The organism is Pseudoalteromonas sp. C2R02 (assembly GCF_018860845.1).
In the GTDB taxonomy this organism is placed as follows: domain Bacteria; phylum Pseudomonadota; class Gammaproteobacteria; order Enterobacterales; family Alteromonadaceae; genus Pseudoalteromonas.
In genome coordinates this window covers 132,218-150,814 of sequence record NZ_JAHKQC010000031.1, presented here as the reverse complement: position 1 = coordinate 150,814, position 18,597 = coordinate 132,218, and the positions used below count along the sequence as shown (strand labels likewise).

Below are 18,597 nucleotides of genomic sequence, written 5' to 3'. Positions count from 1 at the left end.
AACTTTTGAACACTCGGGAAGCGATTAATATCACCAATCTCGTAAATAATTGTCAGCGCGAGAATACGACCGATGCCATTAATGGTTTGCAAAATATTTAGATGAACGGGGTTATGTTGCTTGGCCATCTGTTCAATATAATGCTCTAAAGGCTTGATGTAATGGTCAAGTTAACTTGGTGACTTCTTTAGGCACTTTTTTGTAATTTATTTAATATATTTTAGTCGCATGAATGCGTTTATTGAGCAAAGAATTTAAAAAACTAAAAAATATGGAGGCTTTACACTTTGCAAGCATGATAGGTTTAGAGTTTATAAATATACTTAGAAATAAACGCCAGCCTACTTTTCCCCATTTTATTGCGTTGCTAAAACCAACGTTCTGAATCCAACTAATGATTTGTTACTTTTTATCTTTGGGTATCTGTTCCTATTTATGTAATATAGCGGGTGTTTTATAAAATATTTTATTGGTTTATGTTGTACTTTAAAGCAGCTAATTGGTTGTTCGTCTATTTACATTTGCATACCGCTAGTATTGTTATAATATCACAAAATCCGCTTATAGCGGTGTTCAATAATAAAAAGTGATGGTCCTACATCATCTTATTAAAGGAAGTAATAATGCATAAGTCAAAGTATGCGTTGTCAGCCCTGGCTATGTTTGCCAGTGTTGCCGGTGCCGCTGAAAAAAGCGAAGAATGGTTTTTACATAGTAGTATTTCACCTGATAGTAAAACCATTGCATTCTCATATAAAGGTGATATCTATACTGTACCAGCTAAAGGTGGCACAGCGCGCCCTTTAACGATTCATAATGATTGGGATGGTCATCCTATTTGGTCACGAGATGGTAAAAGTATTACTTTTGCCAGTGACAGAAATGGCAATTTAGACGTATACGTAATGCCAGCTAAAGGTGGTAAAGCAAAGCGTTTAACATACCACTCTTCTCATGATATTCCTCAAGATTTTACTAAAAATGGTGAAAGTGTTTTATTTACTTCGAGCCGAATGGATTCAACGCAATCAACGGTTTTTCCAACCTCGCGATTAACTGAAAGTTATACTGTTTCAATCAAAGGCGGCACGCCTCAGATGCTTGCAACAATTCCTGCTTCTGAACTTCAGTTTTCTCCAGATGGTAAGCAAGTTCTTTATCGTGATGAAAAGTCATATGAAAATCAGTTTAGAAAACACGATGTGTCTGCTTTTGCGCGCGATATTTGGTTACATGATTTAAAGTCTGGTTCACATACTCAGATCACTTCATTTAAAGGTGCTGATCATAACCCTGTATGGAAAGACAAAAATACTTTTTATTATACAACTGAAGAAAAATCAGGTGCTTTTAATGTATGGCAATCAGATTTAGATGGTAGTAACAAAAAGCAAATAACAAAATTTAAATCTCATCCTGTTCGTAGTTTATCTATTAGTAACAATGGTACGTTAGCTTTTGCTCATCATGGCAGTGTTTACACGCGCAAAAATGGGTCTGCTAAACATGTTAAAATCTCAATAGCCAACGATATACAAGAAGATGAGTTATTGCCGGTATCATTAGGCGGTAAAATTACAGAATATGCTGTATCTCCTGATGGTAAAGAAGTGGCTTTTGTTGCCCGCGGTGAAGTATTTGTTGCTAGCACTGAATTTAAAACAACACGTGCAATCACGAATACTCCACAGCAAGAACGTTCAGTATCATTTCACAAAGACGGTAAAACATTATTATATGCAGCTGAGCGAGAAGGGCATTGGGGCTTATACGAAACAAGTATTAAAAATGAGTCTGAGCCATATTTTTTTGCTGCAACAACTTTAAAAGAAGAAGTTGTTCATTTAGCTGATTCTGATAGTTTCCAACCAGTTTATTCACCTGATGGCAAAAAAATCGCGTTTTTATCGAATCGTGATGAAGTTCAAGTTATTGATCGTAAAAGTAAAAAAGTAAATGTAGCGCTAGGAAAACAGCATAATTACTCTTATGCAGATGGCGATATTTCGTTTGCTTGGTCGCCAGATAGTTACTGGATGACAGCAAGTTTTGCTCCCAGAAGCCGTTTATTTATCAATAATATAGGTGTTTTTCCAGCGGATGGTTCAGCTGAACCAAAAGACATTAGTTTATCTGGTTACAATGATGCAGCGCCAACTTGGCATACTAATGGTCAAGCTGTGCTTTGGTGGAGCTCACGTTTTGGTAAAAGAGATCATGGTAGTTGGGGTCGTCAAGGTGATGTTCTGGCTGCATTCTTAACGAAAGACAGTTATGACAAATTCAGTATGTCAAAAGAAGAGTACGCGCTACAAAAAGAGTTAGAAACTAAAAAAGGTGAAGCCAAATCTAAAGATGAAAAAGCTGACAAAGATACCGACACAGATGTGAAACCAGTCGATATTGAATGGGACAATTTAGATAGCCGTACTGTTCGTTTAACTGTTCACTCTTCAAGTTTAGGTCAGGCATATTTAACTAAAGATGCCAAAGCGCTTTATTATTTAGCTCGCTTCGAGAAAGGTTATGATTTATGGCGTCAATCTATTCGAGATAAAAAAACAGAGCTTGTGGCAAAACTGAATGCTCGCTCTGCAAGTATGTCTTTTAGTGAAGACGGCAAGAAAATCTTTATTCTTGCTGATGGGCAGTTAAAGCAAGGTGATATAGGTAAAAAGATTGCTTTGAAGCCAATCAGTGTTAACCCTGTAATGCAATTGAAAGCAGCTTCTGAGCGTGAATTTATGTTTGATCACAGCTGGCGCATTATAAAAGACAAGTTTTATCGTGATGATTTTCACGGTATAGATTGGGATGATGTAGGTCGCGATTATCGTAAAAAGCTTTCTTCTATTGGTCACGGTCGTGATTTTGCCAATATGTTTGCTGAAATGACAGGTGAGTTAAATGCATCACATATTGGTTCATCTTATAGACCTAAACCAACAAGCACTGATGACAATACAGGACGTTTAGGGCTGTTCTTTGATTCTAGTAAAGGTTTGTTAGTTGAAGAAGTTTTGGCAAAAGGACCATTTGATACAGCAGTTAGCCAAGTAAAGCCTGGTGTTGAACTAACTGCGGTTAATGGTATAAAGCTTACTAAAAACCAAAATTTATATCAGTTGTTAAATCATACTGTTGGCAAACGAGTCAGATTTACGTTTGAAGATGTTAAGGGTAAAAGTTTTGATGAAGTAATAAAACCTGCACCTGCGCAAGCAATAGATAACTTATTGTACGAACGTTGGGTCAGTAATCGCGAAGCATTAGTAGATAAATTATCAAATGGTCGTCTTGCTTATGTTCACGTAAGAGGGATGAATGATCCAAGTTTTAGAACGGTTTATTCTCGTTTACTGGGTAAGCATTTTGATAAAGAAGCTGTAGTAGTTGATACGCGTTTTAATGGTGGTGGCTGGTTACATAATGATTTAGCTAAATTGCTAAGTGGTAATGAATATTTCACTATGCATGTTCGTGGACGTCAATATGCTGGTGATCCGCTCGATCAGTGGAATAAACCATCAGTGCTATTAATTAATGAAGGTAATTATAGTGACGCGCATGCTTTCTCTTATACTTATGATGAATTAGATTTAGGTGAAATGGTCGGTATGCCAGTTCCTGGTACTATGACAGCAGTATGGTGGGAAATGGGGATTTCAGGTGATTTCCGTGCAGGTGTGCCACAAGTAGGTATGAAAGATACAAAAGGTCAGTATCTAGAAAATAGTCAAACAATGCCAGATCATATGGTTAAAAATGACCCTAAATCTACCTCCCAAGGGCAAGATAAGCAAATAGAAAAAGCGGTAGAAATATTACTTAAAAAATTGAAATAGTATGCTTTAAATTTTAACTATTAGATTTGCTATATGGTCCGCATTTTATGCGGACCTTTTTTTTGCTTGATTGTAGCCTACTTGAAAAAAATGCAATTGATTCAGTGTTGTTCTTACAAATAAACAATGCTTTTTATATGATGCTCCAGTACGATAGACTCTCATTTCAACTTGATCAAAGGGATTACTTTTAATGAAAAAAATTGAACATGTTTCAGTTGTCGGTGGCACGCATGGCAATGAGTTCAGTGGTATATATCTATTAAAAAAATGGCAAAAATCGTCGCAGTTAATCGCAAGAGAAGGATTAAATGTTAATACCTTATTTGCCAATCCTAATGGTTTTAAAGAGAACAAACGATATATTGATTGTGATTTAAATCGTCAATTTGCATTAAAAGACTTAGCCAATGAGACGCTTGCTAATTACGAACAAAGTCGAGCAAAGGTGATTAACGCACAACTTGGCCCTAAAGGTAATGCAAAATCTGATTTCATAATTGATTTACATAACACCACTAGTAATATGGGACCTACGCTTATTTTATTAAAATCTGATGATTTCAATAAAAAAATGGGGGCGTATGTATTATCTAAAATGCCTGAAGCCATCATAGTATTTGAAGATCATGTTGACATGCATGAACATTACTTTTTGGCTTCAATTGCTGAGCAAGGTGTTATTGTTGAAATCGGCCCGCAACCACAATCTGTGATCCGCCAAGATGTATTAGATTGGATGGAAACTATGACACACGCGATTTTAGATTTTATTGCACTTTATAATAAAGATGAAGTACCTAGTTTACCCAAGTGTTATGAAGCTTATCGTTATGTTGAAAGCCTTAAATTGCCAGAGGACGATGATGGCGAACGAATAGGAATGGTGCATAAAAATGTGCAAGATAATGATTTTAAACCGCTAAAATCTGGCGATGCCATTTTCACTTTATTTGATGGCACAGAAGTTACCTATCAAGGTGATTATGAGGCCTATCCGCACTTTATAAACGAAGCCGCTTATTATGACAATAATCTCGCAATGTCGCTGGGAGAAAAAATTGTTATCAAATTAGATAATGATAAATCGGTTGATAGGTTTTAAATAAAGCACTTCTCTAAATTAAAGTCCTTTTTTGCAATAAATATTTATGACGTTTTATTTTTCTATTTATGCTGGATAAACCTTTGGTCAGTTTTGCTTGTAAATCTAAAAATTTTCCAAAAAACTTAGAACATGCAGAAGTTTATAATGCAAAGATACATCAATGATAAAGTCTGCTAGGTATGTTTTATAACAGATATGTACATAGTTTTATATCAATAGATGCTTTAATTTTATCATTTATGACACTTGTAAAATTTGTTTTGAAGTTACTATAGCTCCGCTTTTAGTTTTGTCTGGTAGTTTGGTTTTATAGCAAAAAGGAGTACTAAAATTGAACTATTTTAAAATCCCTGAATTTCTTTTTGATGTACTAGGCGAAAAACAATCAATATTTGAAGTGAGCTGTACAATATTGTTTGCTTTAATAGGTAGCGGTATTGTTTATTATGTAGCTGATTTTCACTTAGATAATTGGAAATCGCTTATCGCTTTTATATTAATTACAGATGTATTAGCTGGTTGTATTGCCAATTTTAGCCTAGGAACCAATGATTTTTATGCGCACAGACCTAAAAATCGTCTTATATTCATAGCGATTCATGTTCATATTCTAGCTATTGCATGGTTACTTTCAGAACCTATGAGCAACGCTTTTATTATTTGGGGTTACACTATTGTTTCTGCATCAGTTGTTAATTCGTTAAAGGGAAGACCGATTCAAATGTTTGTTGCTGCAAACCTAATGTGTTACGGCATATTCTTATTACTGTCTTTATCACTTCAAGTTTGGTTTTTAATGGTGAGTATGTTTTTTATGATCAAGGTGTTATTTAGCTTTGCTGTAGATCATTTTACACATTTAAATCGGGCTTCATTGAAAAATAAAATATAAATATTTAATCAAATATTAAGTGAAACTTATTTTAGATTGTTGAATATTTATTTTTACGAAGATAAAGGAGAATAAAATGTTTATCGTATCATTAACTTACAAAGTTGAACTGTGCGAGGTTGACCAATATATTGAAGCACATATTTCATTTCTTGAAACTTATTATGCAGCTAATAAATTTATTGCTTCAGGACGCAAAGAGCCAAGAACGGGCGGGGTTATATTAATAAATGCGCAAGATAAAGCTGAAGTAGATGCAATTATAAATGAAGATCCTTTTTATATCGCGGATGTTGCTCATTATGACGTTACTGAGTTTATCCCTACCATGGCTGCTAAAGAGTTTGAGGCTATAAAAGACTTGATATAAAAAGTCATACTTTAAACTATTAAGATTTTTTTGAGTTTGAGGTTTTAGTTAATGATTTAATCGTTGATATTTTATTTATTAAGCATTTAAAATCATGACTTTAAGGGTTAAAAATAATCTGTACCTAAAATTATTTTTACTGTAAAATTTACTTTGATTAATAGTTATTTTAAATGGAATATAAATGAACATTAAAAAGTTAGGATTGACTGTATTGGCATTAACATCACTATACGCCAGTGCTGCAAATGATGTATATGGCACAGTAAGTGAATTAATTACGCGCTCTGGAGATAATAGTGATAATGCAATTTATTTTCGTATGAATGTAATGACTGATTATTCTACATTCGAACCATGTGTTGTGGATGGTACTTCCCTTATGTGGTATGTAGACTTAAATAATCCGGTTTCAAGTTATCAATATGACTTGCTGCTAAAATCATACACGCAAAAATTACCTATAAGGTTAACCGGTCAAAATAATGTATGTGAAAACGGTAATACAGATTCAGATAAAATATTCGAATTAAGTCCATGGTCATGGGATACAATATTAAACCCTGAAGTAGATGATGCCTAAATTGAATGTTAATTGTTCAGTTATAATAATTAACGATTATGACTGAACAAGAAGTTCCATACTTCGAAAGTAGGTTTTAACTCATATTAGGCAATATAATTAAAAATTCTTTACTCTATCTCCATCTTTTTTTTACATTAATTACTTTTATCGGATATTAAAATGACAAACCCTGCTCACTCTTTTGCGGCTTCTATTAGTGATGAGTTAAATAATACATCAGACGCACTGCAAACCCTGCGTGATTATGCAAATAACAATAGAACAAAACAGTCTCATAATACAGATTCAGATACGCCTAGATTTACCTTAGCTACAGCCCAAGGCAATGTTATTTCAGTTTGGCCAACTAGCAATGAAACATTTTCGGTAGATATTGGTTTTGAAGATGAATTATCTGAGCATGGCCGTTTTAGAGCTTGTCACAAAAATGTTGATTTGAAAGAGATAGAAAGTTTAGTCAGTGATGATTGGCACTTACCTGAAATTTTACGCTTTTGGCAGCCAAATAAATATTAATTTTGTTACATCTTGAATTTATTACATCAATTGATTTGTGTTAGTGTATTAAACTTATTTTAATTCATTATATATAGGAGCTTGCGTGCCACATTTTGTTTTAGATTGTTCCGAAGATATTCTAGCTATTGTACCTGAAGTTGAAATTTTAAGGCAGCTTCATGGTGTTGCTAAAGCATCAGATTTATTTGATGAAAGTGACATAAAAGTAAGAATCAATCCATTTAAAAATTACTTAGTGGGTAATAATAAAACAGCTTTTATGCACGTTTTTGCGCATATTATGCAAGGTAGAACAACTGAGCAAAAAGCGAAACTTTCAAATGCAGTAGTAAGCACTTTATGCGATATGTTTCCTGAAGTAACAAATATTGCAATGAACATTACTGACTTTGAAAAGGCGACTTATTGTAATAAACATATGGTCGTCCAAGAATAAGCTTTCATGACATATATTATTGTAACCAGTATTTTTACTTTAATTGGTCTCTTTACATTTCTCCCTAAATTTCAAAAATATTAAACAGTTATAGTGTTGGGGTTAATTACTTTTTAACCTTAATTGCAACTTTAGTGGGTGTTTTATTAGCGATTGCCATTACAAATTATGAAGATTCTCAAAAAGAGAAACAAGATTTAATTAAGTTACTCAATGCCTCTATAGAGTCCGTTGATACCAGCTATGATTATGCGAATGAGCTGGTTAAATTTGAAGAAAACTTGAAAGCAGGTAATGATAAAAAACAAGATTTTTTTGTTAATAACCCAGCGCCGTATCCTGAGTATTTAGATACTTTCATTATGCAAAATACAATTTGATCAACAAGGTCTCATTTTAAAGGCATCAGGGTTGAGTTATCAAATAATTAAAAATTAAAAATTAAAAATTAAAAAGTTAAGAGTTATATTTATACACATTACAAAAGGATGAGTTATGAATAACGATATTAAAGGTATGTGTCTGTTTTTGGGGATGATAGGGCTAGCTTATGTTGCTTTATTAATATTAGTAGCGCTGTTTACTGGGGCTAAAATTATTAAAAGTATTATGTTTATTTTAGCGTTTTCTACTGGATTAATCAGCTTAGGTTTAACGACTCAAGTAAGAGCGCGACTATTTAGTTATGCTAAATCTATTATTACTAAATAACATGACTTTAAAATGATTAAGTTAACCCACGCGCAAGAACAAGATATTTCTCGTTTTATAGAGATGGAAAGTGCGGAAGATACGAATGAGTTTATAACACCTTACTCATTAACACAGCATCAAAATGAAATGTCAAAAAGTAATGTTATTTATTTGTCTATTATATCAGGTCAACAAGTTGTGGGATTCATCATTCTAGCAACAGAAAATAACTTTGTTGACGTTGAGTTTAGACGAATTGTTGTTCCAGCAAAAGGAAAAGGGTTAGGCCAGTTAGCGATTATAGCGATGGAACAGTATTGTTTTAAACAACTCAATTCACAGAGAATTTGGATAGATGTGTTTAAAAATAATGAAAGAGGGCAGTACATTTATAAAAAACTCGGTTTCAAAGTTTTTATACCATCAGATAAACATCATGGTAGTTTAACCTTCTACCAAAAGGTCTCCAATGTATAGGCTTTATTCTCTTGTATTAATATGTATGCTGATGGGCTGTAGTTGGCAATCGACAACATTAACACAAAAAATAACAACGCAGCTTATCAATAATGCCCAAACGCATGGCATACCTGAGCAATCATTAATGATTATGCATAATCAAGAGGTAATATATCGCAATAACTATGTCGATCATGAATTGATTAAAGCCGTCTCAGAGCCTGAAAAGGTGCTTTATCCTATATACTCAGTTACAAAGTTATTTGCTAGTACTTTGCTTATGCAACTAGTTGAAGAGCAGAAACTAAAATTAACAGATAAAGCGTCTAAATATGTAGCCAATTTACCTTCTACTTGGAAAGATATTCGAATAGAGCAATTTTTAAATCATACATCTGGTGTACCTGAGTATTGGACATATAAAAATAATGAATTTATTTTTCCAACGTCTATGAATGCGGCATTTAAACAATTAGAAAACACACCTTTGTTATTTTTATCCGACAGTGAAATTCGTTATACACAAACTAATTATTTAGTGCTTAAAGCTGTCGTAGAAGCGTGTGCTCAATTACCTTATGAAAAACTGATCACAAACCGTATTATCAACAAATTAAATTTAACACAGACATGGCTCGGTTTTGAGAATGTACCTAAAGCACAATTAAAAAATGCATATTTACCTAATAGTGGGGATAACTTGATCGAAAATACTATTTTATTTCCTGATTATGCAATATCTCACTCTGATGCTTATGCTAGTTTGAACGATATTACACTGTTTATGTCTGCATTGGCGCAAGGGGAGTTAGTTTCTAAACCGTTATTAATTAAACTATGGCAACCTTACACTCTTTTAGATGGGGATAAAGGGTATTTCGCAAGTGGTTGGGATTACGATACGTCAGGCGTGTGGCAAGAATTAGGGCATGATGGTGGTGGTGTGTTACGGGTTCGACTCATGTTTAAATCTGATTTAAATGATTATTACATATTTGTATATTTAACAAATGGTAATAAAGATGGTGTATGGTCTCGTACTTTAGTTGATTCAGTGCAATATTATGTCATGCCTGATTTTATTTCTCGATTAACAACACTATTTTAAGGTGATCATCTCATATAAAATGTTGTTTAAAATACACTCCTTACATTATGGATATTAGATGAACTTTCAAAAAATACTATTATTACTCGTATCACATATTATCATTGGCTTAATAGGTGTTTTTATCGGTATTTATAGTTTGCCAATATTAACTGCACCAGATGCGCCAAATGAGCATAAAATACAGCGCATGTCATTAAATGCCAGCTATACAACTGAATTTAAAAGAAACCTTAAAGATAGCGACATATTTCATTGGGGCGAAGGCACGGTTTCAATAGGTGAAAGTTATGTCACTTTAATGGGGAATCTTGCACCAGGGCCCGATTATAAGCTTTATTTATCACCTAAATTTATTGAAACCGAAGCACAATTCGAACAATTTCAACATTTAATGATCCAACTGGGTGATGTTAATACTTTTAATAATTTTGTAGTTGAAATTGCACCAGATACGCCTTTAGAAGAATTTAACACTATCGTGGTTTGGTGTGAGTCATTTGGAGAGTTTATTACATCGGCAAAATACCGTTGAATTGAATTTGACAAAAAACACGCTTATTAACTAAGTGATATATATAATATGGAGTAATAATAAGTGGAAAATTTATTGTCGCATTACGGCATTGATTGGCTTGCTATGGCATTAAGTTTATACGGAGCGTATTTACTAGGTAATAAGAAAGAAGTAGGGTTTATAATATTTGCGATTTCTAATGTCATTTGGATTTTATTAGGTTTATTTTTTATGTCTAGTTATGGCATGGCTATCGGAAATCTTGCATTTTGTCTTATTAATTTAAGAGGTTATATTTCTTGGAAAAGAAATGACAACGATCCGAAAAATAATGACGTTAAAGCATAGCTTGGCCATTTCAGTAAACGGATTTAAATATCGGCTAAAACTGAAAGAAAAACATATATTTGAATGCTCAAAGATAGTTTTCATTATTAAGTTCTTAATGAAGTTAGAAACTTAAAAAATAGTATTTCATCGGCGATAATGACTGTTTCATCTGATCCATTTACATAAGAAAAAGTGTAAAACATTTTTATATAAGGAAATTTATTAGACGTTAGTGAGTATTAATTTAAAATAAGTAAACCAGCTATAATTAACCGGTTTACTTAGTTTTTAAATTTTAATGATGCTTCCAATAAGGTTTAATTAATTGCCAAACTAATTCTCTATGATGTTTTACTGGCTGTTCTCCCTTTTGTGCTAAAGCTCCAAATTCAAAATAAGGGCTATAAAATGATTTTTGGACTTGTTCACATATAAAAATATCTTCTTTCATAAAATCGGCTGAACCAAGCGGGTGATCATCTGCATATTTTGCATTTTTAGGTTTTATATTTTTTTGCCAAAAACTAGCAGAGCGGTAACTTTGCTTCAAATATTCAACAGATGAAGTATTTTTCATTTTTGTACGTATTACAACTTGGGTTTTATCCACGCTAATAGGTTTTATATGAAAAATAGACCAAGTAGATTCTGATTCAGTTAACCCTATACCAGGAAACAGCATAGGAACCCAAGTTCCTAAGTTCCCTTGTGACACATCATAAAGTAATGGGTAAGGTGAGTTATTTTTAATATCGTCAAAATAGTTTTTGCTTAAAGGTTGCCAAAATCGAAAGTGATGACCAACAAAACCAAATTCAGCTTTTTTATGATCATACATATTAAGTGTGCCAGCATGTAGTTGCGCTAGGTGGTAGTGATCTATATAGTTCTCAACAACTACTTTCCAATTAGCATTGATCTCTTCAATTACAATACTGTTATCAGGCTCTATTAATTGTTCAATTTGATGAGGGCCTAAATAATCATTGATCACCCCAAACCAGTCTTCAATAGATTCTGAATCTTGATTTGGGTGCACCCAAATCATACCTCGCCAAATACCGATATTAGCTTTAATTAAACTATTACAGGATTTATCTAAATCTGGAAATTCTGTTTTTACTTTAGGTAAAGACAATAAATTACCTTTTAAGTCATAACTCCAATCATGATAAGGGCAGATTAATTTTTTATCTGTATTGCCTTTACCTTCTAATAATCTGGTGCCTCTGTGACGACACATGTTATGAAAAGCAACAAGTTCTCCATTATTTTTTATAATTAGAACATTATTCAAGCCTGCTTGAACGCTAAGATAATCACCTTCATTTGGTAAATCTTCAATAAAGCCAGCAAACGCCCATGTTTTTGAGAAAATATGTTTGTGTTCAAGATCAAAAAACTCAACAGACGTATATGCGTCAATCGGTAACTGATTATTATGTGTCATAAATTTTTCCTTGAAATATAAATTAACCAAACGGCCAATTAGGAAATATGAAACAACTTGCAGCAACGAGTGCCCAAATTAACATAGTAAACCAATACATGCCTGGTTCAGAACAACGACTATATGATTGCCATATATAAGCATGGCCTCTGAACAAGTCAAATAATAGCCAAGCGATTAATGCAAAACCTAACCAATATGACCAAGATATTGAAAGCAACATATTACCTCTCCTCATCAGCATTTAAAATGCCGTCTAAATCATAATCTAAAGCTGACTGCCAGCCTTTAAATGGCACCATACAAGTATAGGTTAGATTATTATTTGGTTGTTTAGCTAAACTCATTAGTTGTTCAGGTAAAAGTAAGGCCTCATTTGCAAAATCACTACGATAATTTTTTGTTTCGATATCATAAAAATACCCTCTTTGAGTCCCATTAATCATACCTAACGAAATTAAGTCACACTCAGTCACTTCACCGCCTAAAATTTTTGAGGTAAAAGCTGTTGCTGCGCGCTGCTCTAATAAAGTTACCCTTTGTTCAACATCGGGCGAAGATGTGGCTGATAATGTGATTTGTTGGCCTACGATTGGTGCTAAATCATTATCAAACTCCATCATATAATCAACTAAACCGGAACGAGTTTCTTCATCAGGAATACCAATTTCGCCGGCATTAAAGTGACAACCATAACGTTCATCGGCTCCTTCTGGGCAACCTATTTCTCCATTGTCGAATACACCGCCTTTTAAAAAGTTGAGTAATTGATCTGTCGCACCATCATGTAGAAAGCCAAAACCTCTAATTTGCGGACCTTGAAATTGTTTTGTATGCGAAGGTAAAAAACCTTGTCTATCAGGTAAACCAAACATCCCTACGCGTGTATATAAATTACGTAATTGTGGTACTTTTAATATTTGAATTTCTCCACCATGAGCTATTTCGCCTCTGGTGCCGAAAAAACCTTTAGCGTGATCTACACCATGACAGCCTTCGCAATTCACGCCATCAGTATTATCTCCATTTAATGAAGTATCTTCTGCAGCACCATCAGCTCTGCGCTCACCATGAAAAAAATCAGAACCTGTTTTCGCAGAAACGGATAGAGTATTGTCTAAAGACCTAATTGGATTAGGAGGCAGGGCTACACGAAGCATAAAATCAGCAAATTTATCTATATCTTGTTCGAGTTTTATGACATCGGTTGATTTACTTTCAGCATTTACAGAGCTAGGCAGGTCAATATCTAAACCAAGTAGACCTTCAAAAGCAACAATGAAATTTTTGAAAGAGGTTTTTTCATCTAAGGTATGTTCAATATCATTACCAAAATAACCAACCGAGCGATCACCCCGCCAATGCATATGACCATGATTACGCATGCCACGTAATGTTTGTGTGATCATTGGTCCTTTCATAGATGCAAATGCGCGTTCATCTCCATTACCGTTAATGATCTCTAATAATTGACAACTCTCTTCTTCAGGGCCGACGAGTAAGCAGCCTAGTTTACTTAAATTTTCTGTTGGAAAGGGTTGTGGGTTTTGACCATTTGAATTATCTGGATTACCTAAATTCCAACTTAAGTGATCAGTATCTCCAAATATATGACAACTCGCACATGAAGACTCACCATTTGATGAGGAGCGTGTGGCATCATAAAGTATCGAACGTCCTGCCATATATTTTTTAGGCTCTAAGCTTGGCACAATAATTCTTTGTTTTTCTTGTTTGTCAGTTAAATCAATGCGAACTAAAGCATTATCAAAACGTGTAAACACATATAAAGAATTAAGTTTTTCATCGAGTAAAAGTCCAGATGGTCCACCAGGAATAGATAAATAATTTTTACTTAATTGGGTTGGGTCAAATTCTTCTCCTTTATCATCCCAAAAGTAGTTTTGTTCTAACTGCACAGTAGGGATCACTGCAACTTTATTCGAGCCTATCACTGCGGTATAAAGCGTCTTACCATCTTGAGAAACAGCCAATTGCATAGGTGTAGATAAACTATGTTGCTTTATAGATGAATTACCTTTGAGATTGTCGTAATCTATATGGCGATTTAAATGTCTAGGCATTACTTTGCCTGTGGATGGTGAAATCACCGTGATACGGCTTTGAGCGATATTCCCTTGTACAGTTGAACCTGCAAATTCTCCTGGGCCTTCGAACCGTGTTGCATTGTTAGCCTCAGTATTTGATACATATAGGTGTCCGGATTTAGGATTAACGGCTAAATTAAATAAACTCGTGCCAACATGTGAAAAAGCATTTTGCTGGGTTAAAGTTTCAGCGTTGATTTCAAATACATCTAAATCAGGTAGTGAAAAGCGAATACCATTAGAAAAATTACGGCCTTTAGTGTCTTGCCATTGTCCTGATTGACGATCGTATTTGACTATCATACTGGTCCAAGGCTGTGGGACGCCATCTGCATTAATTCCAGGTGCGGTTCTTCCTCCTGGTAGATAACCTTCAGCTAAACCATTTGGACTTTTTATTTCATCTAACACTTTACATGGAAATGCACCATATTCATCATCTTCAAAGCCATAACAGATAACGGCTTCATGAACTGCAGTCGTTTGATTTCCAGAATTTAAAACACCAGCATAAATGCTTTTATTATCTGGGCTAACAGCTAAACCCCGTAAGGTATCACCAAATAAAGAGAGTATTTTTATCGGTTTACCTCCTAAGGTATTGCCTATATTTTGAGTGTTAAATATCCATATATCTGAGCGACCCTGAGAAGCGGTATGTAGCTTCGGATCTCCTGCACCAACCACTTCCTTTAAGTTAAGGTTCATTCTTTGTTGGTCCCGATGAGCTGTCGTTATAAATGCATTATTATTTGCAAAAACAATATCCCTGGGCTCATCACCAACGAGCAATGTACGTTCAACATAGGCTGTATTTTGGCTTAAGTTAATAATACTAACTGAGTCAGAAAGATGATTAACAACCCATGCTTTTTGATCATGAATAGCGACAGCAACTGGCTCTAGACCTACGGTTAATGATTGCTGATGAGCTGCATTACCAGCGGAGTCTAATTTAAATATCTCAATGCTATTGTTTGATGTATTAGTGACGATTAAACGTTGTCCATCAACTGTTTGAGCAATAGGGCGCACGGGGGCTGATTCAAAACCAATAAAGTCAGACTTTGTTTTTGGTGGTGTGACGATAGTTGGTTTAGGTGGTAGTAATGACGGTTTAGTCGGTTGATTATTTCCCTTATTCGAACTGCCACCACAGGCCCAGAGCATACTGATGGTTAAGGGGATTAATAGTACATTGATTATATTTTTCATTTTATACCTAACTTTTTTAAAGTTTATTGTCACTATGACAATTTATAGGCTGGCCTAAAGTTAACTAAATTGTCAATGTGACAATTTAAATAGTTTTGTTATAGTAATCAGACAAAATTTATTGGAGGAATATATGGCAAGGCCGAGCATGGCAGCGCAACGTAAGGAAGAAATTTTAGATGCATTGGAAATTTGTATTTTAGAAAAAGGAATACAAGCAACATCACTAGAAAACATTGCCGACACAGCAAAAGTGAAAAGAACGATTTTACGACATTATATTGGAAATAGAGATGATATTATTTGTGCTCTAAGTGAAAGGTGGACTACTAAATATACCCAGCAATGGCTGGACTTATTATCTTGGATGCCGACTTCTAATAGAGTTGAAGCACTTGTAGATGCGATATTTTCTGCTAGAACTAAAGATATGACTAATAATACAATTATTGGAGAAGCTTTATTTTCTGAAGCGAAAAGGCTCACGCCTATAAAAGATCATCAACAACAGATCATGCAAGAGTTCATACAACATTTAATGAATGAATTCTCATCACAATACCCAGACACAGAGAAAGCTAAAATTGAATTAGTGGCATATGGTATTTATTCAAATTATTTAATGAGTGAATCACTTTTGCCTTTGGGTTTATTTGATGAAATGTATAAATTAAAACAAGCTTCAACGCTTTTATGTAATGTGTTAAAAAATTAAAGTATATTTTCATGTTGACAATTAACTTGGTTGTACGTAAATTATGCAAAATAATTTACGTAATAGGTGTGTCGCATGAATTTTATTTTTTCAATGTTTACTTCTTTTTTCATCGTTATAATTTTTTGGTCTCTTGCTTTATTTCAAAGTAATTTGGCACAAGCATTTGTTCAAAAAACAGTAGAAAAAAAAGTTAATAAAGAAAACGAAATAGAACAAGTAATAAGAAGTACAGAGATAAGGAAACAAGTTGAACCTGAGCTAATTAAGCTTGCTGGAATAAAGCAACATATTAAACTTCAAGACATAAAAATATTGTGGGGTAGATTTAATGAATCGACCGAACTCCATAATAAGCTTAAATCCCAGCCTAAAAAAATCTATGTTGCTTATCAAAAAATATCAAATAATTATCAAGAAGCTGATGTCACCATTGGGTACAATATCAATGAGATTACTGAATTTAATAATGTATATTCAGTTGATACCAGTGAGCAAGAGATCTTATTACCAAAAAAACAATATAATGAGATTGCATTAGCCGAAGCATGGGAAAAAATAAACTATAGTAAAAACATACATCATATTCTTGAAATTCATAGTTTGGACTTTGCAGGTAAGACAACTGCAACCCAAATGTTTGTTTCGTATCAGTAGGGGATAATTATGGAATATTTATTTCAATTATTTACGCCAGAAGAGATTTGGGGCATAGAGTTTTGGATTGATGATTGGTTTTTTGTGCTTGCAGCGGCTTTATTTGTTATTGAATGTTTACGTTACGCATTTAAGAAGAAATTCACAAAAAATCTACTGGGGGATAGTGTGGTTAATTTTGTAACTTTAGCCTTATTTATACTTATAGTTGCTTTAGTTGGTGCGTTATATATTAGTGTATTCTTTTATGTTTATGACAACTTTAGGCTAGTAGATTTACCATTAAATGGTTGGACAATTTTATGCTGTATCGTTTTGGCTGATCTTGCTTATTATTGGGAACATAGATTTTTACATATGAACGGTTTTGGTTGGGCTACGCATACGGTACATCATAGCTCGCCTCACTTTAATATTTCGGTGGCTTATCGTTTTGGTCCATTAGATTGGTTTTTTCCATTATTTTTCCACCTTCCGCTCGCATTGCTAGGTTTTCATCCATTTATGATATTTTTAGCTGAAAAAATAGTGCAAGTGTACCAAACATTATTACATACAGAGACAGTAAAAAAATTACCTACATTTATTGAAAAGGTATTTAATACGCCATCGCACCATAGAGTACACCATGCTACCAATAAGCAATATCTTGACAAAAACTACGCTGGAATTTTTATCATTTGGGATCGTATGTTTGGTACATTTGCGGAGGAAAATGAAACGGTCAAATATGGTGTATTCCCTAAAGTGAATAGCATTAACCCAATTAAAGTGTTCTTTGGGGGTTATGTGACTTTAATAAAACGTTTATGGCGAGCACCAAATTGGCGTTATCGCATGAATCTTTTAGTCAAGTCGCCTACTTGGGCATGGCAGCAAGAGCAAAAGTCTGCTAAATAACTTATAAATGCCTATAATATTTATTACAGGCATTTTATTTTTGACCGATTTTTAAATCTATTGCACCGTATAGTAATTCAAGCGGCTTTTCTATTTGATTTATAGTTAAAGTATTTTTTTTATCGCAACTCATCGCAATTGAGAATCCGTGAAGATAATCTACTAATATATTTAAGAAATCTTGTTCGATTTTTGGGTTTAGATTTAGCGACTTAATAATAAATTTAAACTTATTGATGAATACTTTAGCAGGGTTATTTGATTCCATTGATAGTAATATTTGCAGTAAACCTTCAAATTGATTTAAAGTTTGTAGGTAACTTTTGCATAAAATTAACAATCCTTGTTGCCACTTTTCATTATCATCTGGTACTTGTATATCACTCATAATTGAGGTGGTGATGCTTTCTAATAACGCATTTTTATTATTAAAGTAATAATATAACGCCATAGGATCAACTTTAAGTTGAGTCGCTATTGCTCTGATACTAGGGATCTTACCATTTTCTATCATCATGCTCTTAGCTGCATTAATGATGATGTTGGTAGATAGGTTTTTGTTATCTTTAAGCGGGCGACCTCTTTTTTGTGCAATGTCTTTCATACGATTAATTTTATTCTTTACTTAAAATTTCTACAGTGTAGAATTATTTTATATTATTCTACACTGTAGAATAAAGTGTTAATTA

The 18,597-nt window shown here is 33.8% G+C and carries 20 protein-coding genes and 1 pseudogene; 16 read left to right on the top strand and 5 right to left on the bottom strand.

Annotated elements, in window-relative coordinates; translation table 11 throughout:
- Positions 1-146: pseudogene (locus KO527_RS12560) on the bottom strand (transposase); the annotation flags it as partial.
- A gap of 477 nt (positions 147-623) precedes the next feature.
- Here KO527_RS12560 and KO527_RS12555 point away from each other — a divergent pair.
- From KO527_RS12555 to KO527_RS12495, 13 genes are all read left to right on the top strand, one after another.
- Complete coding sequence (locus KO527_RS12555; RefSeq protein ID WP_216040643.1) at positions 624-3,845, top strand: S41 family peptidase; 3,222 nt, start codon at positions 624-626, stop codon at positions 3,843-3,845.
- A 193-nt stretch (positions 3,846-4,038) separates the two neighbouring features.
- Positions 4,039-4,950, top strand: a complete 912-nt coding sequence (locus KO527_RS12550) for an aspartoacylase (protein WP_216040642.1) — start codon at positions 4,039-4,041, stop codon at positions 4,948-4,950.
- 334 nt (positions 4,951-5,284) lie between these two features.
- Entirely contained in the window at positions 5,285-5,845 is a 561-nt protein-coding gene (locus KO527_RS12545) for a hypothetical protein (RefSeq protein WP_216040641.1), read from the top strand.
- 76 nt (positions 5,846-5,921) lie between these two features.
- A complete protein-coding gene (locus tag KO527_RS12540; protein WP_216040640.1) occupies positions 5,922-6,215 on the top strand; it encodes a YciI family protein in 294 nt (97 codons plus the stop codon).
- 184 nt (positions 6,216-6,399) lie between these two features.
- A complete protein-coding gene (locus KO527_RS12535; RefSeq protein WP_216040639.1) occupies positions 6,400-6,798 on the top strand; it encodes a hypothetical protein in 399 nt (132 codons plus the stop codon).
- A gap of 162 nt (positions 6,799-6,960) precedes the next feature.
- Positions 6,961-7,317: a hypothetical protein gene (locus KO527_RS12530; protein WP_216040638.1), complete on the top strand. Its 357-nt coding sequence runs from the start codon at positions 6,961-6,963 to the stop codon at positions 7,315-7,317.
- An 85-nt stretch (positions 7,318-7,402) separates the two neighbouring features.
- Positions 7,403-7,756 carry a 5-carboxymethyl-2-hydroxymuconate Delta-isomerase gene (locus KO527_RS12525; protein WP_216040637.1) on the top strand — a complete coding sequence of 118 codons (354 nt, stop codon included), beginning with the start codon at positions 7,403-7,405 and terminating at the stop codon, positions 7,754-7,756.
- A gap of 134 nt (positions 7,757-7,890) precedes the next feature.
- On the top strand, positions 7,891-8,136 hold the full coding sequence (locus KO527_RS12520; RefSeq protein ID WP_216040636.1) for a hypothetical protein: 246 nt from the start codon (positions 7,891-7,893) through the stop codon (positions 8,134-8,136).
- A gap of 115 nt (positions 8,137-8,251) precedes the next feature.
- Positions 8,252-8,467: a hypothetical protein gene (locus KO527_RS12515; protein ID WP_216040635.1), complete on the top strand. Its 216-nt coding sequence runs from the start codon at positions 8,252-8,254 to the stop codon at positions 8,465-8,467.
- Between the two features lie 12 nt (positions 8,468-8,479).
- Positions 8,480-8,926, top strand: coding sequence for a GNAT family protein (locus KO527_RS12510; RefSeq protein WP_216040634.1), 447 nt, complete (start codon positions 8,480-8,482; stop codon positions 8,924-8,926).
- Complete coding sequence (locus KO527_RS12505) at positions 8,919-10,016, top strand: serine hydrolase domain-containing protein (RefSeq protein ID WP_216040633.1); 1,098 nt, start codon at positions 8,919-8,921, stop codon at positions 10,014-10,016. The genes KO527_RS12510 and KO527_RS12505 overlap by 8 nt, the downstream gene beginning before the upstream one ends.
- Positions 10,017-10,074: 58 nt before the next feature.
- Positions 10,075-10,551 (top strand): DM13 domain-containing protein, encoded by a 477-nt coding sequence (locus KO527_RS12500; RefSeq protein WP_216040632.1) that lies wholly within the window; start codon positions 10,075-10,077, stop codon positions 10,549-10,551.
- 75 nt (positions 10,552-10,626) lie between these two features.
- The gene (locus KO527_RS12495) at positions 10,627-10,881 is read left to right on the top strand and encodes a nicotinamide mononucleotide transporter (protein ID WP_216040631.1); all 255 of its coding nucleotides are present in this window, start codon (positions 10,627-10,629) and stop codon (positions 10,879-10,881) included.
- 277 nt (positions 10,882-11,158) lie between these two features.
- Here KO527_RS12495 and KO527_RS12490 read toward each other — a convergent pair whose 3' ends face one another.
- The 3 genes from KO527_RS12490 to KO527_RS12480 are packed head-to-tail and all read right to left on the bottom strand — an operon-like array spanning position 11,159 to position 15,636.
- A complete protein-coding gene (locus tag KO527_RS12490) occupies positions 11,159-12,313 on the bottom strand; it encodes a Rieske 2Fe-2S domain-containing protein (RefSeq protein WP_216040630.1) in 1,155 nt (384 codons plus the stop codon).
- Positions 12,314-12,335: 22 nt separating this feature from the next.
- The gene (locus KO527_RS12485; RefSeq protein WP_216040629.1) at positions 12,336-12,536 is read right to left on the bottom strand and encodes a hypothetical protein; all 201 of its coding nucleotides are present in this window, start codon (positions 12,534-12,536) and stop codon (positions 12,336-12,338) included.
- A gap of 1 nt (position 12,537) precedes the next feature.
- Entirely contained in the window at positions 12,538-15,636 is a 3,099-nt protein-coding gene (locus KO527_RS12480; RefSeq protein WP_216040628.1) for a hypothetical protein, read from the bottom strand.
- A gap of 133 nt (positions 15,637-15,769) precedes the next feature.
- Here KO527_RS12480 and KO527_RS12475 point away from each other — a divergent pair, with 133 nt between their 5' ends.
- The 3 genes from KO527_RS12475 (at position 15,770) to KO527_RS12465 (ending at position 17,908) form a co-directional block, all read left to right on the top strand.
- Entirely contained in the window at positions 15,770-16,351 is a 582-nt protein-coding gene (locus KO527_RS12475) for a TetR/AcrR family transcriptional regulator (protein ID WP_216040627.1), read from the top strand.
- A gap of 75 nt (positions 16,352-16,426) precedes the next feature.
- Positions 16,427-17,008, top strand: a complete 582-nt coding sequence (locus KO527_RS12470) for a hypothetical protein (RefSeq protein WP_216040626.1) — start codon at positions 16,427-16,429, stop codon at positions 17,006-17,008.
- 9 nt (positions 17,009-17,017) lie between these two features.
- Positions 17,018-17,908 carry a sterol desaturase family protein gene (locus tag KO527_RS12465; protein WP_216040625.1) on the top strand — a complete coding sequence of 297 codons (891 nt, stop codon included), beginning with the start codon at positions 17,018-17,020 and terminating at the stop codon, positions 17,906-17,908.
- 34 nt (positions 17,909-17,942) lie between these two features.
- On the opposite strand, the gene KO527_RS12460 is transcribed toward KO527_RS12465, so the two are convergent.
- Positions 17,943-18,512 carry a helix-turn-helix domain-containing protein gene (locus KO527_RS12460; RefSeq protein ID WP_216040624.1) on the bottom strand — a complete coding sequence of 190 codons (570 nt, stop codon included), beginning with the start codon at positions 18,510-18,512 and terminating at the stop codon, positions 17,943-17,945.
- Between the last annotated feature and the right edge of the window lie 85 nt (positions 18,513-18,597).